The following is a 23,712-nucleotide window of genomic DNA, read 5'->3' as shown; positions in this document are numbered from 1 at the left end:
TGTGTCTGTCAGTCGTGATGGGGTAACGTTGTTGCATGAAAAAACCGCCCCGGTCCGGGGCGGTTTTCATGGCAACAGGTGCTTGGGCCAGGTGGCTCAGGCCTCTGTTTCTTCGCCTTCTTCCAAGACGCTGTCCTCGAAGATCTCTTCAGCCGGGACAACCTGCTCTTCGCTGGCTGCCTTCTGCTGTTCTTCTGCCTCGGCAGCGGAACGGGCAATTACAACCGCCACATCCACCGATACTTCCGGATGCAGGCTGACAGGCACCGTATAGCTTCCCAAGCTCTTCAGCGGCGTGTTCAGGACAACCTGGCGACGCTCGACCTTGTAGCCGGCTTCGCGCAGGGCTTCCTGGATGTCACGCGCGGCGACGGAACCATAAAGGTGCCCGCCTTCGGATGCCTGACGGATCAGGACGACGCGGACGCCGTCCATCTTTGCGGCAACGGCTGCGGCTTCATCGCGACGCTTCAGGTTGACAGCCTCGATCTCTGCGCGCTGGCGCTCGAAGTAGGCCATGTTGTCCTTGTTTGCGCGCAGAGCCTTGCGCTGCGGCAGCAGGAAGTTGCGGGCATATCCAGACTTGACCCGGACAACATCGCCCATCTGGCCAAGCTTTTCGATGCGTTCAAGCAGAATCAGTTCCATGGACCGTACTCCCTTACTTCACGACGTAAGGCAGCAGGGCCATGAAGCGGGCGCGCTTGATGGCGCGGGCCAGCTCGCGCTGCTTCTTGGCCGAAACCGCAGTGATGCGGGACGGAACAATCTTGCCGCGCTCGGAAACGTAGCGCTGCAGGAGCTTGATGTCCTTGTAGTCAATCGTCGGCGCACCATTGCCCGAGAAGGGGCAGGTCTTGCGGCGGCGGAAAAACGGACGACGGGGCGCAGCCATCAGTTGACTCCCTCGGCACGGTCGTTGCGGTCATTGCGGAAGCCGCCTTCACGGGGGCCGCGGTCTTCACGCGGGCCACGGTCGTTGCGGAAGCCGCCTTCACGGGGGCCACGCGGACCACGGGGGCCACGCTGCTCGCGCTCTCCCTTCTGCTGCAGGATGGCCGAAGGACCTTCCTCCAGGGCATCAACGCGCAGGGTCATGTAGCGCAGCACATCTTCATTGAGACGCATGACGCGTTCCATTTCCAGGACAGCATCGGCCGGTGCATCGATGTGCAGCAGGACGTAGTGACCCTTGCGGTTCTTGTTGACCCGGTAAGCCAGGCTGCGCAGGCCCCAGAATTCTTTTTTGGCAATTTTGCCACCGCGTTCGGTGACAATGCCGGAAAGCTCATCGGCCAAGGTTTCCACCTGCTGGGTGGAGATATCTTGGCGGGCGATAAGCACGCTTTCGTACAAAGGCATTATATGAACCCCTTCTGGATTCTCTTCCCGCACCCCGTATCTTGGGGGATGCGAGCATAGCCGGACCATCCGGCAAGGAGTAACGAAGGGCGGCACTATACGCCATTTTGCCCGGCAGGCAAGCAAAACCGGGCTGTTTGGACAGCTGTTTCCGGGTATTCGGGGGCGGGTGAACGCTTTCTGTTTGTTTTCCAGCGCTTGGTGAATGCTGCATGACGGTATGACTTGACATCGGCGTCCGGGGTCATCACCTTCGCCGCGTTCTTTCAATTCATGTCCGGAACAAAGGTCAGTACTACGGATGTTACGTGCATTTGTTTTTCCCGGCCAGGGGTCACAGGCCGTTGGTATGGGGCGTGCGCTGGGGGATGCGTTTCCGGTTGCCCGGGCGGTTTATCAGGAAGTTGATGACGCCTTGGGCCAGAATCTGTCTGCCCTGATGGCCGAGGGGCCGGGCGACGCGCTGACCCTGACCGAAAATGCCCAGCCAGCCCTGATGGCCGTTTCAATGGCGGTTGTCCGGATTCTGGAAAGCCGGGGCCTTGATCTGGCAACGGCTGCTTCATTCGTTGCCGGGCATTCCTTGGGTGAATACGCGGCCCTGTGTGCAGCGGGCGCTCTGAGCATAACGGATACAGCCCGGTTGTTGCGGATTCGGGGACGGGCCATGCAGCAGGCGGTTCCGGTCGGGGAAGGTGCCATGGCCGCCCTGTTGGGTCTCGATCTTGAGGAAGCCCGCGCCATTGCGGCCGAGGCTGCCCGTGACGGGGGGGTGTGCCAAGCCGCCAACGACAATGCGCCGGGGCAGGTCGTGATATCGGGGAGCCGTGCGGCAGTTGAACAGGCCATTGCGATTGCTGTGAGCCGTGGTGCCAGGCGGCCGGTCGTGTTGCCGGTGTCGGCGCCTTTCCACTGCGCCCTGATGCAGCCTGCGGCCGATGCCATGGCCGAGGCTCTGGCGTCTGTTGCCATCGCACCGCCTGTGGTGCCGGTTGTGGCCAATGTGACCGCGGCTGCAGTGCAGGACCCGGACACAATCCGGCGCCTTCTGGTCGAGCAGGTCACCGGTGCAGTGCGTTGGCGCGAAAGTGTTTTGTATATGAAAGAGCAGGGCGTGACGGACCTGGTTGAATGTGGTGCCGGCAAGGTCCTGACAGGGCTGGCCCGGCGCATTGACCGTGACATGTCTGCGCAGGCTCTGAACACACCGGAGGATATCGATGCTTTCTTCACCACATCTGTCGCCTGATGCATCTGTCGGATTTTGCGCCGGGGAATCGGACAAGGAAAAGGGCCGTGCCATGTTTGATTTGAGCGGTGCCTGTGCCCTGATTACCGGGGCTTCGGGTGGCATTGGCGGGGCTGTGGCCCGTGCCCTGCACGCCCGGGGGGCTCTTGTCGCCCTGTCCGGAACGCGCCGTGACGCGTTGGAGCAGGTGGCAGCCGAGCTGGGAGAGCGGGCGTTCGTAACACCGGCAAACCTGTCGGATCCGGATTCGGTTGCCGCCTTGGTGCCCGCAGCCGAAGCGGCTATGGGCAAGGTGGATATCCTGGTTAACAACGCCGGCTTGACCCGTGATAACCTGGCCCTGCGTCTCAAGGATGAAGACTGGGATTCGGTGCTGCGTGTCAACCTGACCAGCTCGTTCCAGCTGGCCCGTTCCTGCCTGAAGGGCATGATGAAGCGCCGTTTTGGACGTATCGTTTCTGTGACCTCGATTGTCGGCGTGACGGGGAATCCGGGGCAGTGCAACTATGCGGCCTCGAAAGCCGGCCTGATCGGGATGTCGAAAAGTCTGGCGGCCGAGGTTGCCTCACGCGGGATTACCGTCAACTGCGTAGCCCCGGGTTTCATCGCCACGGCAATGACGGAAGGTCTGCCCGAAGCCCACAAGGAAAAGCTGAACGCGGGCATTCCTGCTGGTCATATGGGTTCTGCAGATGATATTGCAGCGGCTGTCGTCTACCTCGCCTCGCGCGAGGCGGGGTACGTGACAGGCCAGACCCTGCATGTCAACGGTGGCATGGCCATGATCTGACAGGGATTCCCGTCAGGGCACTGTATTGGTGTTCTGCGGGTCTGGTATTGTGTTCTGTCCTGTGTTAGGTCAGAACGCTTGCAGCCGGATCTGGTGACGAAGATCGGGGCTGGTGCCCGGATTTTACTTGACCGGATGCGTTATTAAGTTCAAATCGGGCCAGCTTCGGATCCTGTGTTCCCGAAGCGGCCAAAAACTGAAACCGAGGAACAGACGAATGAGCAACGTCGCCGAGCGCGTGAAGAAGATTGTGATCGAACAGCTGAGCGTAGAGGCCGAAAAGGTGACCGAAACCGCCAGCTTCATCAACGATCTGGGTGCCGACAGCTTGGATACCGTCGAGCTGGTCATGGCATTCGAGGAAGAATTCGGCGTCGAAATCCCTGATGATGCAGCCGAAAAGATCCAGACCGTGAAGGATGCCATTTCCTTCATCGAGGCCAACGCGGCCTGATTTTACGGCGCAAGTCTGCCGGCTTTGGGGTGGTTTCCACGGTGTGGGGCCATACCCGGAGCCTGCGGATTTGTTACCGTTTTTCGGGAACAATAACGGAAACAGTGTGTTATGAGGCGAGTGGTCATTACCGGGCTGGGTATGGTTACCCCGCTGGGTAGCGGTGTCCGGGGAAACTGGGAGCAGATTCTGAAGGGCGTGTCGGGCGTTCGGGCTATCGAGCGTTTTGACGTTGGCGATCTGCCGGCCCGCATTGCCGGCCAGGTGCCGGTAGAGGAAAGCCATCCGTGGCGCTTCGACCCCGATGCGGTAGCTACAGCCAAGGAGCGGCGCCGTATGGACGACTTTATCGTCTACGGCCTTGCGGCCGCAATCGAAGCTGTCGAAGATTCCGGGTGGATGCCTTCCGACGAGGAAGAGCGCGAACGGACCGGGGTGATTATCGGGTCTGGTATCGGCGGGTTGCCGAGTATTTCAGAGTCGGCCATGACCCTTGCCAACAGCGGTCCGCGCAAGATCAGCCCGTTCTTTATTCCGTCTTCCCTTATCAACCTGGTCTCCGGGCATGTGTCGATCCGTTATGGATTCAGGGGACCGAACCATGCCGTGGTGACGGCCTGTTCAACCGGTGCCCATGCCATTGGTGATGCGTCGCGTATTATCAAGTATGGTGATGCCGATGTCATGATTGCCGGTGGTGCCGAGGCTGCAGTGTGCCGTTTGGGGATTGCTGGTTTTGCCTCTGCCAGGGCCCTGTCCACTGGTTACAATGATACGCCGGAAACAGCATCCCGTCCTTGGGACAAGGGGCGTGACGGCTTTGTGATGGGTGAAGGGGCCGGGGTTCTGGTTCTGGAAGAGTATGAGCACGCCCGCCGGCGCGGTGCGAAGATTTATGCCGAGGTTCTGGGGTACGGCATGTCCGGTGATGCCTACCACATTACGGCTCCGGCCGAGGATGGAAACGGTGCTTTCCGCGCCATGCGCAACGCGTTGCGTGATGCCCGCCTGGATGTCTCGAGTGTGGATTATATTAATGCCCATGGTACATCAACCCCGCTGGGTGATGAAATCGAGCTGGGGGCGGTGAAACGTTTGTTTGGTGAACAGGCACGGGCCCTGTCCATGTCGTCGACCAAATCCTCTATCGGTCACTTGTTGGGGGCTGCCGGTGCCGTTGAGGCAATTTACACCGTCAAGGCCTTGCAGAATCAGGTCTGTCCGCCGACATTGAACCTGAATGATCCGCTGGACGGGTGTGATGTTGATCTGGTGCCCAATCAGGCCAAGCAACGTTCGATCAGGGTGGCGATGTCAAACTCCTTCGGGTTTGGCGGGACCAATGCCTCCTTGGTGATCGGGGCTGTTTGATCCGGGTTTTCCGGTTATTGACAAGAAGGAACCGCCGGGGCATGGGCTGCGGCGGTTCTTTGATTCTGGTATAGGGTTGGTTGGGCTTTCGGGATGGGTGTCGTGCGGTTTCTGGGGAAATTATTTTTTCTGTGTGCCGGTGTGTTGGTGGTCTGCGCGGGCATCTTTGCTTTCCGGGTTCACCAGCGTTACGAAGAGCCGGGCTTGCATGAGCAGGATGTTGTGGTCCTGATTCCCCGTGGATCGGGTTTGGCCGGTATTGCGGAACGTCTGCACGGGGCAGGGCTGTTGCCCGGGCGCCTGGATACCGAGATCTTCCTGCTGTCAGCCCGGCTCGACGGGCGCAGTGCATCGCTGAAGGCCGGCGAGTATGCCATTCCTGCCGGAGCATCGATGGCGGCTGTTCTTGATCAGCTGGCTGCCGGAACGGGCATGGTTCGTTATCCTTTGACCATTCCGGAAGGCTTGACGACCGCAGAAGTGTTGAATCGTGTGCGCGATATGGCTGTTCTTGACGGAGAGCTGACGGTTTCTCCGGGAGAAGGCGCCCTGTTGCCGGAAACATGGCAGGTTATGCGTGGGGACAGCCGCGATGCGGTGGTGCGCCGTATGATGGGGGCGATGGACGATACCCTTGAGGCATTGTGGTCACAGCGGGTAGAGGGGCTTCCGCTGAAGGACCGGCGGCAGGCGTTGATCCTGGCGTCTGTTGTCGAGAAGGAAACTGCCGTTCCCGGGGAACGCCCGCGGGTTGCTGCGGTTTTTATCAACCGGTTGCGTCTGGGAATGCCTCTTCAGTCTGATCCAACGGTCATCTATGGTCTCAGCCCGGATGATGGCAGTTTGGACAGGGCACTGCTGCGCAAGGATCTGGAGCAGGATCACCCGTGGAACACCTATACCCGTCCGGGGCTTCCGGCTGGCCCCATTGCCAACCCGGGGCGGGAGTCCATTGCAGCCGTTCTGGCGCCGGCACAGACAAAGGACCTGTACTTTGTCGCTGACGGTACGGGCGGGCATGTCTTTGCCGAGACCCTCGACGAGCATAACCGCAACGTTGTCCGCTGGCGCAAGATCAGTCGGGGCAAGGAAAGGGCAGACGCCCGTTAGAGTATGTCCGATAGGAACAGTGCTTGTTTGAAGACGGAGGGGGATCAGTATGGAGCGTTTGCAGGCAAAGCCGGAAGAGTGGTGGCGTGTCACGTCTCTGGATGACGGGATTTCCCTTATAGACGAGCCTTTTATAAAGCCTTTCTACCGTTGTAATTGCTGGCATGTGCGGGGAGAAGGGGCTGATCTTCTGGTTGACAGTGGAATGGGGGTAGTCAGTCTACGTACCTGGGTTCCTCTGGTGACCGAGCGGCCCCTTCTTGCCGTTGCCAGTCATACACACTTTGATCATATCGGCTGTCATCATGAATTTGACTGTCGGGCTGTGCATCGGGCCGAAGCGCATGTCCTTGCAAACCCGTCACGAGCGGAAACCCTTGCTGAGCCTTATGTATGTGATGCCATGTTTGATGTTTTTCCTCCTGGCTCCTTTTCAGCTGCGGGCTATGAGGTTTGTTCTGCACCGGCAACTCGTCTTCTGGAAGACGGGGAGGAGATTGAGGTCGGCGGACGTGTGTTCGAGGTTCTCCATACGCCGGGCCATTCTCCGGGCGGGATTGCTTTATGGGAGGCCCGGACGGGTGTGCTTTTTTCCGGCGATATTATCTACGATGGTCCCTTGGTCGAAGACGCGCCGCATTCCAGCTTGGATGAGTACGCCGTATCCTTGGAGCGTCTTTTGTCCTTGCCGGTACGTGTTGTGCACGGTGGTCACTTTCCCAGCTTCGGTGGTGTGCGTCTGAGGGCCCTGATTACGAGCTGGTTGAAAGAGCACGGCAGGCAAGCCAGTCAGAATCTGTTCCTGACCTGATTAATGGCTGTGCGACATTGTACCCGCCCGTCGAGGGTTATGCTCTTGTCCACCAGATGGCAGCTTAAAGGATATTACTGCACTGCCCGCGATGACGCAGCAGGTGATCGGCCAGCGTGACGGCCATCATGGCTTCAGCCACAGGAACGGCGCGAATGCCGACGCAGGGGTCATGCCGTCCGGTTGTGCGGATGGTGATGTCCTGTCCGTCTTGGTCCACGCTGCGTCTGGGGGTCAGGATGGAGGATGTCGGCTTTACGGCCAGACGCACGACAATCGGTTGACCACTGGAAATGCCGCCCAGAATGCCACCGGCATGATTGGACAGGAATGCGATACTCCCCTTGTCGGCCTGCCGCATCTCGTCGGCATTGTCTTCCCCGGACAGGGCTGCCGCCGCGAAGCCGTCGCCGATTTCCACCCCTTTGACCGCGTTGATGGACATCATGGCCCGGGCCAGGTCGGCATCCAGCTTGTCATAGACGGGTTCCCCCAGCCCGGCCGGAACGTTCTCGGCAATGACCTCGATAATGGCACCGCAGGATGAACCCGCCTTGCGGACTTCTTCCAGCCTGCTTTCCCATTCCGCTGCGGCAACGGCATCGGGGCAGAAGAAGGGGTTTTGCCCCACCGTGTTCCAGTTCCAGCGGTTGCGGTCAATCCGGTGAGGGCCCATTTGCACCATGGCGCCGCGTATGGAAATCCCGTGGGGGACAAGGTGGTCCAGAACCTTGCGGGCAATGGCACCGGCAGCCACCCGCATTGCCGTTTCACGCGCTGATGAACGTCCGCCACCGCGATAATCCCTGATGCCATACTTCAGCTGGTAAGTCAGGTCAGCATGCCCGGGGCGGAACTGGTTGGCGATATCCCCATAATCCCGGGAACGCTGGTCGACATTCTCCACCAGAAGCCCGATGGGCGTTCCGGTTGTCTGCCCGTCGAACACGCCGGACAGGATCTTGACTGTATCAGGCTCCCGCCGCTGGGTTACAAAACGGCTTGTGCCGGGTTTCCGCTGGTCCATCCATGTCTGGATGTCCTCTTCGGACAGGGGGATGCGGGGGGGAACGCCATCCACCACACACCCCAAGGCCGGCCCATGGCTTTCACCGAATGTCGTGAACCGGAACATGGTTCCAAAGCTGTTGCCGGCCACGTGTCTCAGTCCTTCCGGAACTGGCCGAGCAGGTCTGACAGATCGCCGGCGCTGGCCGGGTTGAGCATGCCAACCGTGTGATAGCCTGCATCGACATGATGAATTTCCCCGGTCACGCCCGAGGACAGGTCGGACAGCAGGTACAGGCCGGAATGACCGACATCGTCAATCGAAACATTGGTTCGCAGCGGGGCGTTCAGTTCATTCCAGCGCAGGATGAGGCGGAAATCACCGATGCCGCTGGCGGCCAGGGTCTTGATCGGGCCAGCGGATATGGCGTTGACGCGGATCTTTTCGCCGCCCAGGTCAACGGCAAGATAGCGGACGCTGGCTTCCAGGGCGGCTTTGGCCACGCCCATGACGTTGTAGTGCGGCATCACCTGTTCGGCACCGTAATAGGACAAGGTCAGCAGGGAGCCGCCGTTTTTCATCAGCGGACGGGCACGCCGGGCCACCTCGGTGAAGGAATAGACCGAAACGTGCATACAGTTCAGGAAGTTGTCCAGACTGGTGTTGTAATAGGGGCCTTTCAGCTCTTCCTTGTCGGAAAAGGCGATGGCGTGGATGACAAAGTCCAGTTGCCCCCATTCCTTTTCAAGGGTGGAAAAGCAGGCTTCCAGGCTGTCGGCATTGGTAACATCGCAGGGCAGAACCAGGGAACTGCCAACTCCGGCGGCCAGGGGGCGCACACGTTTCTCCAGGGCTTCCCCCTGAAAGGTAAAGGCAAGTTCAGCCCCGTGGGCTGCACAGGCGCGGGCGATCCCCCAGGCAATGGAGCGATCGTTGGCAACGCCCATGACCAGGCCTTTTTTATTGGCCATCAGCGGCGCGGGAACATTCATCAGGACCTCTTAGCAGCGGTGAGACAACAAGTGGCTCTGCCAGCAGGCAGAAGGGCGGCATCCTACACCAGTTGTTGTGGACGTCAAAGGACCTGCATGGCGTACGCTGGAATTGGTTGCGCTGGCGTGTTGGTACCGGTGTCCTAGCGGATCCGGTCATCCAGGCGCTCTTCAATCAGTCCGCCGGGGTCCTGATGAATCGTCACCTCGGCTCCCGGATAGGCCTGGCGTATGGATGTTGCCACGGACTCGCAGATATCGTGGGCGCTGCCCAGGGTCATGTCCCGTGGCAGGGTCAGGTGTAACAGGATAAAGGTCTGGAGCCCGGAACGCCGGGTTCTCAGGTCATGGGCATCGATGACCCGTGGATCACGCGCGGCCAGGGCCAGGATCCGTTCGCGATCGGCATCGGGCAGTTCCCGGTCCATCAGGTTGTCCAGGGCATGGGCCGTAATGCGGACAATGCTGTAGACCAGCACGCCGGCCACGATCAGCGCGCACAGGGGATCAGCCCACGTCCAGCCCATCTGTGAGGATGCCAGCAGGGCGACAATGACCCCCAGATTGATCATCAAATCCCCGGAGTAGTGCAGGCTGTCGGCCGATACGGCAACCGACCCGGTCAGCCTGACAACCCGTTTCTGTGCGGCGACAAGGCCCAGGGTCAGGACAATACAGACCAGCATGACGGCAATGCCGGTTGTTTCATGCTGTACCGGTTCAGGGGTGATCACGCGCGATACGGCCTCTATCCCCAGAAGGACAGCCGATATGCCGACAAACACAGACTGGGCCAGGGCTGCCAGGGGTTCAGCCTTGCCGTGCCCGAAGCGGTGATCGGCATCCGGCGGCACAAGGGATTTGCGGACAGCCAGCATGGTGATCAGGGATGCGGCAAAGTCCAGGCCCGAATCGATCAGGCTGGACAGAAGGGCAACCGAATCCGACATCCACCAGGCGGCAAACTTGATGGCAACCATCAGAACCGCCATCCCGGTTGCCAGAGCAGTCACGCCGCGCATCAGGTGTGCGGCCTGCTCCGGGCTGACAGAGGTGGAGGTTTCCGGGGGTGCTGTGTTGTCTGTCATGGTATTTCCATGGGGGGCATGGTGTGTCTGGTGTGGACGGAAACGGGGTTTTCCATTGATGGCCAGGGTGGGTGGCGTGGTCCCGGTCTGTTGTGGCGTGGTGCCGGGGAACGGGCCACAGAGCCAGCCTCGCAACCTTGCGGGATTTGGCTGTGGCCCCAGTCCTATCATGCAGGGAAAGGCCCGCCAAGCGAGGTTGGTCGCAGGCAGGATGGTCCGGTTATGGATACAGGCGTTTGGTTGTCCATGTTCCGTCGCTTTCGGCTGTGTACACGATGCGGTCGTGCAGGCGGAACGGGCGGTCGCGCCAGAATTCAATCTGCGCCGGCACAACCCGGAATCCTGACCAGTAGGGGGGGCGGGGTATGTCTCCGAAGCCGAATTTGAGGCCATATGTCGCGATGCGTTTTTCCAGCTCGAAACGGCTGCCAAGCGGGCGGGACTGTGAAGAAGCCCAAGCCCCGATCCGCGAATCCCGCGGGCGGGAGGCGAAATAGGCATCGGCCTCGGCCTCGCTGACGGTTTCCACGCGCCCTTCCACACGGATTTGCACCCGCAGGGATTTCCAGTGCAGGCACAGGGCCGCGCGGGGGTTTTCCTGCAGGTCTGTACCCTTGTGGCTTTCCCGGTTGGTGTAGAACACAAAACCCTGGTGGTCGAAAGACTTGAGCAGGACCATACGTGAGGACGGGTAGCCCTGTGCATTGCACGTGGCCAAGTTCATGGCATTCGGGTCGTTGGGTTCGGATGCTTCCGCGGCTTTCAGCCACTGGCCGAACTGGACGATGGGGTCGGCGTTCTCGTCAAGGGAGATGCTGCTCATGGTGGGGGCAATCCTGCTGGGCATGCTGCGGGTCCCCACAATAACGCCTGTTGTGTCTGGTTCCCAGAAAAACAGGATGTATGCAATGGATGGGTTTGTATTGTCCGGGTTCTTGTGCAGGGCTTGCGGTTCTGTCAGCCTGCTCCCACTATAAAGGGTGGGCGTGTATGGGCAGGCTGTGACGGCTTCCGGAATCCGGGCCTGCCGCTTTCCGGTTTTACGGAGTTATGGTGCATGCAGAATCCCTATGTTGTTTTGGGGGTACCCCGAACGGCAACAAGTGCCGAGATCAAGAAGGCATACCGTGCCTTGGCCCGCACGGTGCACCCCGACTGCAACCCTTGCGATGACGGGGCCGGGGAACGTTTCCGCGATGTTACGGCGGCCTATGACCTGTTATCGGATCCACGGCGCCGTGCCCGTTTTGACCGGGGCGAGATCAATGCCGATGGCAGCGAGCGGGTCTCTTCTTTCCGCCATGCCAGGGGGACAGCCGGACGGTCGCCATGGGGATACGGGCATGGGGACGATGGAGCCTCTGACGATGACCTGTTTGCCGATCTGTTGCGCCGGACCGGGTATCAGCACCGTGGCGCATCGCGGCCCGGATCCGATGTGCGCTATACGCTGTCTGTAACGTTCGAGGAAGCGGCTCTTGGCGGGGTCAAGCGTATCACCCTGGCTTCGGGCAGGGCGCTGGATGTGAAGGTTCCTGCAGGCTGCGAGACAGGCGCTGTTTTGCGTCTGAAAGACATGGGACTGCCGGGAACCGGCGATGGTCAGCCCGGCGATGCCCTGGTGGAGGTGACCGTGCAGGATCATCCTCTGTTCCGTCGAGATGGTCTGAACGTGCTGGCCGATATTCCGGTATCTCTGTCCCAAGCTGTTTTGGGTGCGCGCGTGACGGTGCCGACGGTTGATGGGCTTGTGCAGCTTGTGATTCCGCCCGGCTCCAACACAGGAACCCAGTTGCGTCTGAAGGGGAAGGGGATTGTCCGTTCCGGTTCCGGAAGCGGACGTGGTGACCAGATTTGCCGGTTGATGATTGTGCTGGAAGATCCATCGGATCCGGTGCTGAAGGACTTTCTGCAGAATGCCGGCGCTGCGCAGGGGCTATAGAATCGGATCCTGTACGGCCTGGTGTCTGTGCAGAAACGACGTTTTCAGGCCTGCCTTCCAGGGTGATGTTGGTCTGTGTCGTGGATGGTGGCTTCCAGCCTGTTGTTTTATCTGGTTCTTCGGCATGATGGTGGTCTGCTTTGGTGCTGCGCCGGTATTCTGGTCTGTGCCGGGATGATTGTCGGCGCCCTGCCTCTGTGTGATGATCCCTGCATTCCGGCCTTGTGCCTGGGGCTTGTTTCCCGGAGAGAGACCTTGAGCGCAGAACGACAGAATGAATCCGCCTTTGTTGACGGAGTCTTCCATGACCTTCTGGGGCTTCTGGAAGATACCCGGTCTTGGATCACCGATTCGGACCAGCAGAAAAAAGAAAGCGCTTCCTTGCCGCCGGAAGCCCGTATCGGGCTGACCCGTGACCTGTCTACCCTGACCAGTCGGGCGACGGCGGCCATGTCGGTGGTTCTGCTGTACAAGGCCCTGGACGAGGACGCCTCGCAGATCAAGGATCCGGGTGGCCAGCTGGACGAGCTGTATGCCGAGGTGGCACGCGGTGTCGGGTCTCCCGGCAAAACGACAACGCCGAAGTTGGCGGATCTCATGGTGCGGGCCCAAGATGTTCTGGGGTCTGTATCCGAGGTGCGCCGGATGATCCTGTCGCAGATCAATGCCCCGCGTCACTGACCGTGCGGGATGGAGAGGGTAACGGTGTGATCGTGTCGGCCAGGTTGCCTCTTGGTTCGGTGTTGTTCATGCTCAGGTGCGCGCGCATGGCATAAAGCGGAACCTGTCGATACAGGGGCATGATAGGTGCCTCTGCATCAAGGATGGCCTGTATTTCTGCCAGTCGCGCGCCCCTTTCTCGCGCGCCCCTTTCTCCGGCATTCTCCATTTCTGCAGCCGCTGCCAGAAGTCTGTCCATGCGTGCATTTTGCCACCCTGTGCGGTTCATCTTTTGTGTGCTGCCCAGAAGCGACGAGAGAGGATGCATGGGAGTCCGGATATCCAGGGCTATTCCCAGCAGCATCAACGAATACTCCCCATTTCCGGCGGCCCGGTAGAATAGTTCCGGATCAACGGGTTCTATGACAACCGTTACTCCGATCCGGCTGAGTTGCAGGGCCACCGTATTGGCAATTTCAAGCGCGGATGCATAGCGGTCTTCCGGTATATGCAGGGTAACCGTGAAGCCGCCTTCCCAACCCGCGTCGCGCAGGAGCTTTCTTGCCCGTTCCGGCTCTGGGCGAAGGTGTGTCGGACGTATGGAAGAGAGCAGGGGGCTGTCGGTTGGCTCTGCAAAGCCGCACAGACTGTCTTCTGTCAAAGCCTGCCGGTCAATTGCCAGCGAAATGGCCCGTCGAACCCGTGGGTCATGCATCGGGTTCTTGTTGGTTTGACGCTTTCCCGTTTCCAGGACAAACGGGCTGTGGCGCTTGCGGGTATCAGGGGCCAGAAACAGGAGTTGGTCGGGTTTCAGGCTGGTAACCGTATAGGCTGGATTACGGACCAAACGGCTTGCATCAGCAGGAGGAAGTTGTTCGATAATATCAACATGCCCGGCAATCAGGGCGGTAACCCGAAGGGCATCATCGGGTATGACGCGCAGGACAACGGTATCCCACCGTGGTGGCGGTCCATGGTAGTTGCTGGAAGCCCGCAGGATGATTTCCTGTTTCTGGCGATCGAATTGCTGAAGTTGGTAGGGTCCGCTTCCTGTTTTCTGCAGCAGTTGGTCAAAGTCGGCCCGGCTGGCCAGAACAGCCTTGGTTGGTATGATCTTCAGAATGCTCAGCCGGTATGGAAGGTCGGGAATGGGATCTGTTGTATGAATGCGCAGGACATGGGGGGACAGGATTTCTGTCCGTACAATGGCAGACAGGTAATCGCCGAAGGATACCGGGCTGTCGCGCACCGACCGGGCCCGTTGGATAGATGATGCCACGTCATGCGCCCGCAAGGGTGACCCATCGTGAAACCTGGCGTCTTTCTTGAGGGTGAAATCCCATGTATTCGGTGTTGGCTGTGCCCACTTTACGGCCAGGGACGGAGCAAGGCGTTCATCTTGATCTTGTGCGACCAGGGTATCGTAGATATGTGAGAGCAGCAGGATATCAGGCGTGTAGACATGGCGGTGCGGGTCTGCCGATATGATTTCTGAAGCCAGGGCAATGCGCAGGGTTTTTCCCGACAGGTTGCGTGCGTACGCCGCGCCGTGGCTTGCCATGACCACAACCATCACAGCAAGGATGACTCCCTTTTTCCCTATCGTGTTTCGCAGGTTTTCGGGCTGTTGTGTCATTGTGCACCTGTTCCTGACGCGATCATTATGGCCGTTGGTGTTGCATGCCGGGGCTTGTGTCAATGATGGGTCCGGAGACCCGGCAGCGCCTGCAAACTCCATGTGGCTGTTGCGGTATGGACTGTGGAAGGATGAGCAAGAAGCTGATAAAGTGCAACAATTCAAGTCAGTTCCGGGCCTGTTTGTTGACAGGGTGCCCGGAGTTTGGCTGTACCCCGTAAGCAGGGTGTGACATGTTCCCGTCTTCGGCTTCGCCTGCCTTTCCCCTGAAGGGGATGAGCCTTCGTTCCGTTGTTATGGTTGCCAGTATTGTGATGCTGGTGACGGTTGCCGGTGCGTCGCTGGCCATTCTTCTGGCCTTCAGCCGTACCATATCCCTGGCCGAAGAAACAGAAGGGCGTATTATTCCGGAAGTTCTGGGGCAACAGACACTGGCTGTCCTGGCTGCGGAACTGGCCAGAACGGCTGAAGTGGTTCTGGGAACCAATGATCCTGTCCGCCGCGACAAGGCTTTGCTGACGGCAGAAAGAACGGCTGTCCGCTTTGCTCCCCTTGCCGGTATGGACAGCATGTCCTGTCTGGATGCAGCGCTGTCTGCTATTCGGCGCAGTGCCTATCTGCGTGACCTGGCTGATACATTGGCGGCGCAACGGGCTGGTATTCAGGTGCGGCTGGATGAAGTCATCATTCCTGTCCGCCCTGTCAATGCCCTCTGGTCACAGATCATGCTGGAACTGCAGTCGTTGTTGGCCCGTGTGGAGGCCGAGCAGGACATTGACCGGCTGCAAGCTCTTCAGGTTCATATTTCTGCCGCCCGCAACCGTCTGCTTGCTCTCTACAAAGAGTCTTCTCCATGTCTGGAATGTCCTGAAATTGCCGACGCTTTGCTGCAGGACATCCTGTCGGTGGTTGATCTGCGCCGCGAACAGCTGGCGGTCCTGGTTCAGGCTGACAAGGAGGCCAGCCAGACCCGTATGTCGCTGGAGCATATGACGGCAAATCTGTCCAGGACGGCTGCAAACACGGTCCGGAACAGTGCCGCGGCGATTGTCGAGGCTGGATGGCAGGGCATCATCATGGGCTCTGTCCTGGTGTGTGGAGCCTTGGTTCTGATCCTTGTGGGCGGGCTTTTGTTGCTACGGCATGTCGTGCGTCCGGCTGTTCGCGCCCGTGAAGCCCTGGATGTGATTTACAGCGGCGATCCTCTTCCCACGCAGGAACCGGCATTGCTGAAAGAATTCCAGGTGATTGGCGAGGCGGTTCAGCGTTTGTCCTGTGCCCTGGGGAATTTGAAGGACAGCGAGCAGAATGCCCTGCGTGGCCGACAGCAGCTGGAATATCTTCTGGATATTTCGCCCGCCCCTTTCATGCTGGTTGACCTGACTTCTGGTCTTGTCTCCCGTGTCAATGCGGCTGCTGCTGATCTCTTCGGAGTACGGTGCGATGGATTATCCGGTGTGATGGCCGAGGATTTGTGGATCAGTCACGAAGCGGTCTCGGATGTGTTGTCCCGTTTACGCAACAATGACGTGGTGGAGCGTCTGGACATGCAGTTCCGCCGTGTTGCCGCGCCACCGTTCTGGGCCTTGGTATCCGCCCGTACCGGTATGCTGGATGGTCGTGCCATTGCCTTGGTTGGCTTGGCAGACATTACGGATCGCAAGCATTATGAGAATCGCTTGCGTTTGTTGATCGATGATCTGGAACGTTCAAACCGCGAACTGGAACAGTTTGCCCACAGCATTGCCCATGACTTGCAGGATCCTTTGCGTGCGATGGTCAATGGCCTGCAGCAGATTGGCCACAGGGCCGGTGATCTGCTTGATGAGTCATTCCGCAGAGACATGGGGCGTGTTGTTGAGGGTGGGCGGCGTATGGAGCGCATGATTGCAGAGCTTCTCGACTATTCCCGGATCGGCTGCGGCGGCGCGTGCGAGCCTGTCCCTCTATGGGATGTGGTTGCCCGGGTTTCCAGGGGGCTTGGTCCTGTTCTTGAGGAGTATGGTGCCGTGCTGTCCGTTGATGGCCGCTTGCCGTCGGTTGCTGCACATCCCGAGCCTGTGGCCGGGTTGTTCCGTAATATGTTGTTTCATATTCTCGACAGCCGGGATCCGCAGCATGCGCTGAAAATCGTGATCCGTGTTGTGCCGGCCGGGGCTTTCTGTGAGTGTATTGTTGCCTACAACGGGCATGCTGCGCCGATCAGTACGCATCATGATGTGGCTCCGCATGGCGATGACACCCGCCCTGTGGCGACAGCCGGTGGTATCGGGCTGTCGCTGTGCCGACGTATCGTTGAAAACTATGGCGGCCGCTTGTGGATTGATCCCTCAGGTGGTCTGGATCCAGATGGGCAGGACAGTACCGTCCATTTTACCCTTCCGCTGCACGATCCTGTTTCTGCCCCTGAGCCGCAGAAGGTGTTGTAAGGGGTAGGCCCAGGGTATTTATCCCCTTAATTCGGTTGTTTCTCGGCCCAGCTGATCTTTTTGCGATAAATGGTGGACGGGCTGATTTCCAGCAGCGCTGCGGCGCGTGGGATGTTGCCCCCGCACACATTGATTGCGGATTCAATTGCTTCTTTCTCGATCAGCCACAAGGGCTTCAGATGACCCGGGCCATTGCCTGTATCAGGCTGGCCCGCATCGTGATTATGCAGGATTGCTGCTTTCAGGGCATTGGATGTGGCGGCAACCGTATTGCCCAGAATGGCCAGGGCGGCTGGTCCGGGGTTTGCCTTTGCTTCAGCCTGTAGCTGCTCGGGGAGCATGTCCAGGGTCAGGTCTTCCCCCGTATGCAGGACAATGGCGCTGCGCAAAACGTTTTCCAGCTGTCGCACGTTCCCGGGCCAGTCATGTCCGGCAATCGCCAGAGCGGCCGGGCGGGCAATGCGGCGGAAGGGTTTGTTTTCTTCGGCCGCCAGGCGCAGCAGCAGGGCCTGGGCAATTTCCAGTGCATCGCCGTCCCGTTCCCGCAGGGGAGGCAAGTGGATCGGAATCACGTGCAGCCGATAGTACAGGTCCTCGCGGAACCGTCCTTCCTCCACTTCTTTCAGGGGGTCGCGGTTGGTGGCACAGATAACACGAATGTCAACTTTTTGCGCCTTGTCGGCCCCGACCTTCTGGACCATTCCTGTCTGGAGAAAGCGCAACAGCTTTCCCTGAAGGTTGATGTCCATTTCCCCGATTTCGTCCAGGAACAGTGTGCCGCCGTCAGCCTGGCTTGCGGCACCGTCCCGGGTGGCGATGGCCCCGGTAAAGGATCCTTTCAGGTGGCCGAACAGCTCGCTTTCCATCAGGTCCCGGGGGATGGCGGCGCAGTTGACAGCCACAAACGGCCCGTTGCGGCGTGGGCTGGCCCTGTGAATGGCTTCTGCGCAGAGTTCCTTGCCGGTGCCGCTTTCGCCGGTGATAAAGACGGTGGCGCGTGACGGGGCTGCGGCTTCGATCATCCGGTATACGCCCCGGATGGCGGCCGATGACCCGATAAATCCACCCCATTGCCCCGGTGGTTCAGGCTGGAGCTGTTCGGTCAGCTGCTCGACCTTTGTGCTGAGCTTTTGTTTGGCAATGACATTGCCGACCGTGACCTGCAGGCGTTCAGGTGGGAAGGGTTTGACAAGGAAGTCATCGGCACCAGCCTGGAGAGCCTCGACAGCCAGACGAACCGAGGCCTGTGACGTTACAACCACGACGCCGCATGGCATGCCGTTGCTGCGGATATGGCGCAGGATTTCAAGCCCGTTCATATCCGGAAGATTGACATCCAGAACCACGGCATCCGGCGGTGATTGTGACAGGATATCCATGGCCAGCCTGCCAGTTGCAGCCACACGTGTTTCCCATGCCGCAAGATCACCGGCATAGCGTTCCGCCATCAGGGGATCATCTTCAACGATGAGTATCCCGGCTTTCATGGATATGCGGTCGCCCCCCGGTTCCCTGTTCAATCCCACCTGTCACGCTATATCAGTGAGGGTCGCTTCGCAACCGGGGTTGCTGTTTTCCTGTATTTGGTCTTTGCGATACCCTTGGGCATACAACAGCCCGGTCAGGTCGCAGTAATCCAGCCGGAACGCTGTGCTGCTGTGGACCAGGGGCTTTGCCCGCCAGGCAATGCCAAGGCCGGCGGCTTTCAGCATGGGAATGTCGTTGGCACCATCCCCGATTGCTGCGGTGGCGCTGAGGGGGATGTGCCGTGCGCCGGCGCGTTCCATCAGCAGGCGGAGCTTGGTTCCCTGATTCAGGATCGGGTACGCGACGGTTCCGGCCAGGGCTTGCCCGTCCAGATCTAGGGTATTGCCCTGGTGTTCGTCAAAGCCACAGGTCCGGGCAACCCGTTCTGTGAAGAACGTAAATCCCCCCGAAGCCAGAAGGCAATAGGCCCCGTGGGCCCGCATGGTTTGTACCAGTGTGCGGGCACCCGGGGTCAGGGTGATGGCCTGCCATGTCTGTTCCAGCGTGCTGACCGGCAGGCCGCGCAGCATGGTCACGCGTTCCTCCAGTGCGGCCTCGAAGTCCAGTTCGCCCCGCATGGCTTTGGCCGTGATAGCCGTGATCCTGTCTTGGACACCGGCAAAGGCGGCCAGATCATCCAGCGTTTCCCCGGTAATGATGGTGGAGTCCATGTCGGCGACCAGAAGCATCTTGCTGCGGTGTTCCGTGCGCTGGCTGATGCAGTCAAGCTGGTACCCCTGCAGGACGTGGCGAACAGCGGCATCGGCCAGGCTGGGGTCGATGGCGCCAAAGGGAATGTCGCACGCTTCTTCCTTTGCCAGCCATTCCGGGCGCCCGGTTTCGGCATGGCGGCTGCGCAGGGCGGCGCGCGCGGTGTCTACCATGTCCGGGCTCAACTGACCGGCTTCGGGGGCGATGAGTGTCAGTACGCAATCCATTTTTGGCAGCCCTTGCAAGGAAGAGAACAGGCGGTCAGAATGCAGGCGCGGAAGCCGGGGGTTTGCCCCGGTGTATCATCCGGATACAGGTATTACGGGGCAGGAAAGACAGTTGGCAAGGGTAATTGATGCATTGGGCTCTGTGCAGCGTGACAGGGCCGTGGTGGTGGTAGCCGGGCCAACAGCCAGCGGCAAGTCTGCCTTGGCCCTGGATCTGGCCCATCGCTTTGGTGGTTGTGTCATCAATGCGGATTCCATGCAGGTGTACCGCGAACTGCGCGTGGTTACGGCCCGCCCGACTGTGGAAGAGGAGCAAAGCGTTCCCCACAGCCTGTATGGTGTGCTTGGTGGGGACGAAGTGTGTTCGGCAGCGCGCTGGGCCGATATGGCGGCGCAGGATATTGCCCGATGCCGGGAGCAGGGTATCCTGCCGGTTGTCACCGGCGGAACGGGTTTGTACCTGCGTGCCCTGGTGCATGGGTTGTCGCCGATACCGGATGTTCCATGGGATGTGCGGGTGCAGGCCCGGGCGCTGATGGACGACATCGGGAATATTGCCTTTCATGCCCTGCTGACAGAGCGGGATCCTGTGACAGCGGCCCGTCTGTCGGTGGGGGATACCCAGAGACAGATCCGGGCGCTGGAGGTTCTGGAGGCAACCGGACGGTCCATCACCGCATGGCAGAAAGAACCGCCGGTGCCGGTTGTTGATGCGGATGTCCTGACCATCATTCTGGATCCGGCACGTCCGTGGCTCTACCAGCGCTGTGACCTGCGTTTTGTGCAGATGCTGGAACAGGGGGCGTGCGACGAGGTGCAGGCCCTGGATGCCATGGGGCTGCCTGCCGATGCCTTGGTCCTGAAGGCACTGGGTGTGCCGGAACTGCGGGCCTTGCTGCATGGGGTAATGTCGGAAGAAGCCGCAATTGATGCAGCCCAACAGGCAACCCGCAACTTTGCCAAGCGGCAGGTCACCTGGTTCCGTCATCAACTGCCGGCAACCCTGCGCCTGTCGGGGGAGGATCCCCGACAGTGGTGCGAGCAGGCTGCAGGTCTGTTGGCCGGGCTGTAACCCGGGGCGGACTTACGGTTGGCTCTGGAGGGTTGCCGCAGGGTCCAGCGATGGCCGGCAGCTCAGCAACAGGGCCAGTACAACGCAAGCCAGTGCCGCTGCAAGGGGGGCGCCGGGGCTGATATTGGCCATGGCCCCGAAAGAGAACGCCGAGAAGCCGGCACTGAAGGCCGCAATCGCCGCAGCCAACCCCATGATGGAGCCTTGCCGGTCTGCATCGACACTGGCGGACAGGCGTGCCATCAGCCCGCTGTAGGACAGGCCGAAGCCACAGGCCCCGATGATGGCCAGAGCATACTGTGCATAGGGGTGGGAGACAAACAGAGCTCCCCCGATACACAGGGCCATGAGGAACAGGGCCAGTGAGACCATGTTTGCAGGCTTCATGTATTTCAGGGCCAGGCCCACCAGAACCAGAAAGGACACGGCCAGGCCGAAACCGGCCCAGGCAACCAGATGGCTGACCGTCTGTGGGTCAAAGTTCCGCTCCAGGGTGACAAACAGGCCGATGAACTGGAAAAAGGTGTTCCACCCCACCAGCATGAACAGCAGCAGGATACAGCAGGTGCGGGCGCTGTCGGAACGGAAGGCGTCGGCAAGGGTACGAACCGGGTTTTGGTACGGTACGCGGTCGGGTCTTGTGCCGCCTCTGTCCTTGAAGGCCAGCATCAGGGCCAGCAGGTTGATCACGGACAGGATGGCAACAAACACAAACGGTGTTGTCAGGCTGAACCCGTCTGCAATATCCGGATTGCTCAGCCAGCCGCCGACCAGCGGGCCGATCACATACCCCAGGGAGACTGCAAACATGATGTAGCCAATAAAGCGGGCGCGGTGATCCGGTTCAGTGACATCAATAATGGCGGCCTGGGCAACCGGCAGGCTGCCGGAGAAAAACCCACCGACCAGCCGCCCACCAATGAACAACCACACGCTTTTCAGCATGATGGCAAAGGTCATCAAGCTATAGCTGGCAGCCAGCCCGGCAAGGCAGATCAGCAGGGTCTTTTTGCGCCCCAGGCTGTCTGACAGCGAACCAAGCAAGGGGGAGCCAAAAAACATGGCCAAGGAAAAGGCCCCCAGAGCCACGCCGTACATGATATTGCGGTACTGTTCTGTCCCGGAGGCCATCAACCCGATATCCGGGTCGTGGGCTATGGGTGTCAGCATCGGGATGATCAGGCTGGCCCCCAGGCTGTCGATGAAAATAACGAGATAAATTCCCGCCAGGCTGAGTATGGTCTTGTGCCCCAAAACAGGCCCCCTTGTGATGGTATTTAAGGTCCCAGGCGCATGCCCGAGGCACACGCCATGCTGTCAGGATGTCGCCTGTGCATCCCGGTCCCGGACCTGCCGGAAGGCACAGGCCATTGCCGCAGATGTAAAAATCCACATCACAAGCATCACTAACTGTAGATTATAGACGTGAAGCATACTGACATTAAGGGTTTGAATGAACTCGGTTGTCTGATGGACAAGATAAGCGGCTGACCATGAGGCCGGTAATTCCAGTGCATCTGTGATATACAGTCGCACAATAAGCACGATGGGCAAGTACAGAAGCGCACCGGCCAGGCACAGCAAAAGGAACAGCTTTCCGATAATACCATGTGCTGCATGGCGGCTTGTATCCAGAGGCGCGGAAAGCCTCAACGCCATGGTGACAGGCGCAAAGATCAGCCGCAGGCGTGCCCGGAACATGAGAAAGCCCACAAAAATAGCGGAGCCCCCCATGAATATGCCAATGGCTGTGCCGCCTATAATCCATGGCCAGTCAGGAGCCAGGAAATGTGAAATAATAAAAGGTGATGCGAGCGTGGATATGCCGATCAGTATTCCTTCAACAGCAAGCCAGGTAAACAGAAGCAGGGCAATCTGTGTAACCAGGACCTTGAGTGCCAGTACGCCCGGAATCCATGCTGCCCGTTCCGGATTGGGCAGGGCATCAGGGCCGGCGACAGCTAGGGTTATGATGTTGACGCTCAACGTCCCGGCAAGCCACATTACCGTTGCGGTTATGGTGACGTCGAGCCATGTCAAGGGCTCTATGCCGAGCATAAAAGACATAGTTTGCACAACAACAACCGGAATCATCAGGCGCAGCACAAGAACCGGGTTGTCTTTGATAGTGTGAAAGGCTTGGCAGAACGCACGGAATACGGACAGTGTCGGCATGATGCAATCCTTCACGACAACGGTGCCGCAGCCTTGTATCAGGCTACAGCCAAGGTGTTGCAGGCAATGGAAGAGTGAAAAGTCCCCATACCTCTCATTCAGGGTTGTTTCTAGGCCTGAATGTCATTCTTTTCAAGCAGCAAAAGCGATCAAAAGAAGATTCATTTGCAGATGGCATCAACCACAATGCTGCGAAGGTAATGCCGATGCTCCGGGTCTAGGATGTGGTGGGATCTGTCTGCATTTCCCGGGCCTGCCGGAAGGCAAACCCCAAGGCCAACCAGCTGAATGTCATGGCTATGACCTGCAGGATACCGGCCAGCATTCCAGCCAGGACTGAGTCCGGTGCCGTGACCTGAAGAAGAAACCATGGCAGATGTACGGGCGTACAGGCCAGTCCCAGCAGAAACAGCTTCAGGACTATGCCATCCGATGTGCGCCAGCTGACTTTGGCCGGGGCCGGAAGATCCAGCGCAGCCGCAACCGGTGCCAGGCTGAGACGCAGGGCAACCCATGCACCGCCAGCGACAGCCAAGGCGAAGAGCACGCCCATCGCGGGGCCTGCATTGGTTGACCCTGCTCCTATGGCTCCAAATACAGCCAGGCTGACGAAGAAGGGAGCGGCAACCAACATGTTCATCACCAGAACCACCAGTTCCCGTCTGCCCAGATGCCAAGCCGCACGACCGGGATTTGTCAGGTCATCGGGCCCTAGGACAGCCAGGCGAGCCATGTTGGCGCTGAGTGTGATCCCCAGCCACAGTTCCAGGAGGCTTGGGATTACAAGCGCCGGGTGTTCCTGTTCGAAACTGAACCGCATTCCAGCGGACAGGATTGCGACAGCCAGCGCCGGCAGCATCAGGTGCGCCAGAAGGTTTGGAACGTGGGCTGTCGCCTGGAGGGTATGACGCAGGGCAAGTGTGATAGACAAGACAGTCATGTGATAAACCGGGGCATGGTATTAAGTCATATTTGTCAAAAGGGTGTCGGATCCCTGTGCAGCATCGGCAGCAGCGAAAACCTGGAGCATGATAACGTGTGAACAGGTTTGTTCAGCCTATATAGAGCGGCACTGTGGAGGATATTGGTGTGGAAAG

23 protein-coding genes are annotated in these 23,712 nt (G+C 59.5%); 10 read left to right on the top strand and 13 right to left on the bottom strand.

All coding sequences use genetic code 11. From position 1 onward, the window contains the following. Positions 1–96: 96 nt before the first annotated feature. From rplI to rpsF, 3 genes are read right to left on the bottom strand one after another with little or no spacing between them, the layout of a single operon-like run. Complete coding sequence (gene rplI / locus HEQ60_RS03170; protein WP_168069415.1) at positions 97–648, bottom strand: 50S ribosomal protein L9; 552 nt, start codon at positions 646–648, stop codon at positions 97–99. A gap of 13 nt (positions 649–661) precedes the next feature. Next, entirely contained in the window at positions 662–898 is a 237-nt protein-coding gene (rpsR, locus tag HEQ60_RS03165) for a 30S ribosomal protein S18 (RefSeq protein WP_168069646.1), read from the bottom strand. Then, positions 895–1,362 (bottom strand): 30S ribosomal protein S6, encoded by a 468-nt coding sequence (gene rpsF / locus HEQ60_RS03160; protein ID WP_168019758.1) that lies wholly within the window; start codon positions 1,360–1,362, stop codon positions 895–897. The genes rpsR and rpsF overlap by 4 nt, the downstream gene beginning before the upstream one ends. A gap of 301 nt (positions 1,363–1,663) precedes the next feature. Here rpsF and fabD point away from each other — a divergent pair, with 301 nt between their 5' ends. From fabD to HEQ60_RS03130, 6 genes are all read left to right on the top strand, one after another. Beyond that, complete coding sequence (gene fabD / locus HEQ60_RS03155) at positions 1,664–2,611, top strand: ACP S-malonyltransferase (protein ID WP_168069413.1); 948 nt, start codon at positions 1,664–1,666, stop codon at positions 2,609–2,611. A gap of 52 nt (positions 2,612–2,663) precedes the next feature. Continuing rightward, positions 2,664–3,401, top strand: a complete 738-nt coding sequence (gene fabG / locus HEQ60_RS03150; protein ID WP_168069644.1) for a 3-oxoacyl-[acyl-carrier-protein] reductase — start codon at positions 2,664–2,666, stop codon at positions 3,399–3,401. Between the two features lie 217 nt (positions 3,402–3,618). Then, positions 3,619–3,855: an acyl carrier protein gene (locus HEQ60_RS03145; RefSeq protein ID WP_066134645.1), complete on the top strand. Its 237-nt coding sequence runs from the start codon at positions 3,619–3,621 to the stop codon at positions 3,853–3,855. A 111-nt stretch (positions 3,856–3,966) separates the two neighbouring features. Next, positions 3,967–5,226: a beta-ketoacyl-ACP synthase II gene (fabF, locus tag HEQ60_RS03140; protein WP_168069412.1), complete on the top strand. Its 1,260-nt coding sequence runs from the start codon at positions 3,967–3,969 to the stop codon at positions 5,224–5,226. 102 nt (positions 5,227–5,328) lie between these two features. Next, on the top strand, positions 5,329–6,336 hold the full coding sequence (mltG, locus tag HEQ60_RS03135; protein WP_322099281.1) for an endolytic transglycosylase MltG: 1,008 nt from the start codon (positions 5,329–5,331) through the stop codon (positions 6,334–6,336). 49 nt (positions 6,337–6,385) lie between these two features. After that, positions 6,386–7,147 (top strand): MBL fold metallo-hydrolase, encoded by a 762-nt coding sequence (locus tag HEQ60_RS03130; RefSeq protein WP_168069410.1) that lies wholly within the window; start codon positions 6,386–6,388, stop codon positions 7,145–7,147. Between the two features lie 64 nt (positions 7,148–7,211). Here the strand turns inward: HEQ60_RS03130 and aroC are convergent, their stop codons facing one another. From aroC to pdxH, 4 genes are all read right to left on the bottom strand, one after another. Further along, positions 7,212–8,306, bottom strand: a complete 1,095-nt coding sequence (gene aroC / locus HEQ60_RS03125) for a chorismate synthase (RefSeq protein ID WP_168069409.1) — start codon at positions 8,304–8,306, stop codon at positions 7,212–7,214. Positions 8,307–8,311: 5 nt separating this feature from the next. Continuing rightward, a complete protein-coding gene (gene fabI / locus HEQ60_RS03120) occupies positions 8,312–9,148 on the bottom strand; it encodes an enoyl-ACP reductase FabI (protein ID WP_066134658.1) in 837 nt (278 codons plus the stop codon). A 143-nt stretch (positions 9,149–9,291) separates the two neighbouring features. Continuing rightward, entirely contained in the window at positions 9,292–10,236 is a 945-nt protein-coding gene (locus HEQ60_RS03115) for a cation diffusion facilitator family transporter (RefSeq protein WP_168069400.1), read from the bottom strand. A gap of 220 nt (positions 10,237–10,456) precedes the next feature. Continuing rightward, entirely contained in the window at positions 10,457–11,059 is a 603-nt protein-coding gene (gene pdxH, locus HEQ60_RS03110; protein ID WP_168069398.1) for a pyridoxamine 5'-phosphate oxidase, read from the bottom strand. Between the two features lie 234 nt (positions 11,060–11,293). On the opposite strand from pdxH, the gene HEQ60_RS03105 reads away from it, so the two are divergent. Continuing rightward, positions 11,294–12,178 carry a DnaJ C-terminal domain-containing protein gene (locus tag HEQ60_RS03105; protein ID WP_168069396.1) on the top strand — a complete coding sequence of 295 codons (885 nt, stop codon included), beginning with the start codon at positions 11,294–11,296 and terminating at the stop codon, positions 12,176–12,178. 75 nt (positions 12,179–12,253) lie between these two features. Beyond that, on the top strand, positions 12,254–12,859 hold the full coding sequence (locus HEQ60_RS03100) for a hypothetical protein (protein ID WP_168069394.1): 606 nt from the start codon (positions 12,254–12,256) through the stop codon (positions 12,857–12,859). Here HEQ60_RS03100 and HEQ60_RS03095 read toward each other — a convergent pair. Beyond that, complete coding sequence (locus HEQ60_RS03095) at positions 12,840–14,474, bottom strand: ABC transporter substrate-binding protein (protein WP_168069392.1); 1,635 nt, start codon at positions 14,472–14,474, stop codon at positions 12,840–12,842. The genes HEQ60_RS03100 and HEQ60_RS03095 overlap by 20 nt on opposite strands. A gap of 233 nt (positions 14,475–14,707) precedes the next feature. On the opposite strand from HEQ60_RS03095, the gene HEQ60_RS03090 reads away from it, so the two are divergent. Continuing rightward, positions 14,708–16,903: a sensor histidine kinase gene (locus HEQ60_RS03090; RefSeq protein ID WP_168069390.1), complete on the top strand. Its 2,196-nt coding sequence runs from the start codon at positions 14,708–14,710 to the stop codon at positions 16,901–16,903. Between the two features lie 26 nt (positions 16,904–16,929). Here the strand turns inward: HEQ60_RS03090 and HEQ60_RS03085 are convergent, their stop codons facing one another. Then, positions 16,930–18,390 (bottom strand): sigma-54-dependent transcriptional regulator, encoded by a 1,461-nt coding sequence (locus tag HEQ60_RS03085; RefSeq protein WP_168069388.1) that lies wholly within the window; start codon positions 18,388–18,390, stop codon positions 16,930–16,932. Positions 18,391–18,432: 42 nt separating this feature from the next. Next, positions 18,433–19,368 carry a phosphoserine phosphatase SerB gene (gene serB / locus HEQ60_RS03080; protein WP_168069386.1) on the bottom strand — a complete coding sequence of 312 codons (936 nt, stop codon included), beginning with the start codon at positions 19,366–19,368 and terminating at the stop codon, positions 18,433–18,435. A gap of 112 nt (positions 19,369–19,480) precedes the next feature. Between serB and miaA the strand changes: the two genes are divergently transcribed. Then, positions 19,481–20,440 carry a tRNA (adenosine(37)-N6)-dimethylallyltransferase MiaA gene (gene miaA, locus HEQ60_RS03075; RefSeq protein WP_245183729.1) on the top strand — a complete coding sequence of 320 codons (960 nt, stop codon included), beginning with the start codon at positions 19,481–19,483 and terminating at the stop codon, positions 20,438–20,440. Between the two features lie 12 nt (positions 20,441–20,452). On the opposite strand, the gene HEQ60_RS03070 is transcribed toward miaA, so the two are convergent. The 3 genes from HEQ60_RS03070 to HEQ60_RS03060 all read right to left on the bottom strand — a co-directional run bounded on the left by HEQ60_RS03070 (position 20,453) and on the right by HEQ60_RS03060 (position 23,555). Further along, entirely contained in the window at positions 20,453–21,694 is a 1,242-nt protein-coding gene (locus HEQ60_RS03070; protein WP_168069382.1) for an MFS transporter, read from the bottom strand. Between the two features lie 63 nt (positions 21,695–21,757). After that, positions 21,758–22,615, bottom strand: coding sequence for a hypothetical protein (locus HEQ60_RS03065; RefSeq protein ID WP_168069380.1), 858 nt, complete (start codon positions 22,613–22,615; stop codon positions 21,758–21,760). 217 nt (positions 22,616–22,832) lie between these two features. Continuing rightward, positions 22,833–23,555 carry a hypothetical protein gene (locus tag HEQ60_RS03060; RefSeq protein WP_168069378.1) on the bottom strand — a complete coding sequence of 241 codons (723 nt, stop codon included), beginning with the start codon at positions 23,553–23,555 and terminating at the stop codon, positions 22,833–22,835. Positions 23,556–23,712: the final 157 nt, after the last annotated feature.

The sequence above is a fragment of the Haematospirillum sp. H1815 genome, from assembly GCF_012102705.1.
Taxonomy (GTDB): domain Bacteria; phylum Pseudomonadota; class Alphaproteobacteria; order Rhodospirillales; family Rhodospirillaceae; genus Haematospirillum.
Note: the sequence above shows the minus strand (reverse complement) of the source record. Positions and strands in the feature narration are given on the sequence as shown.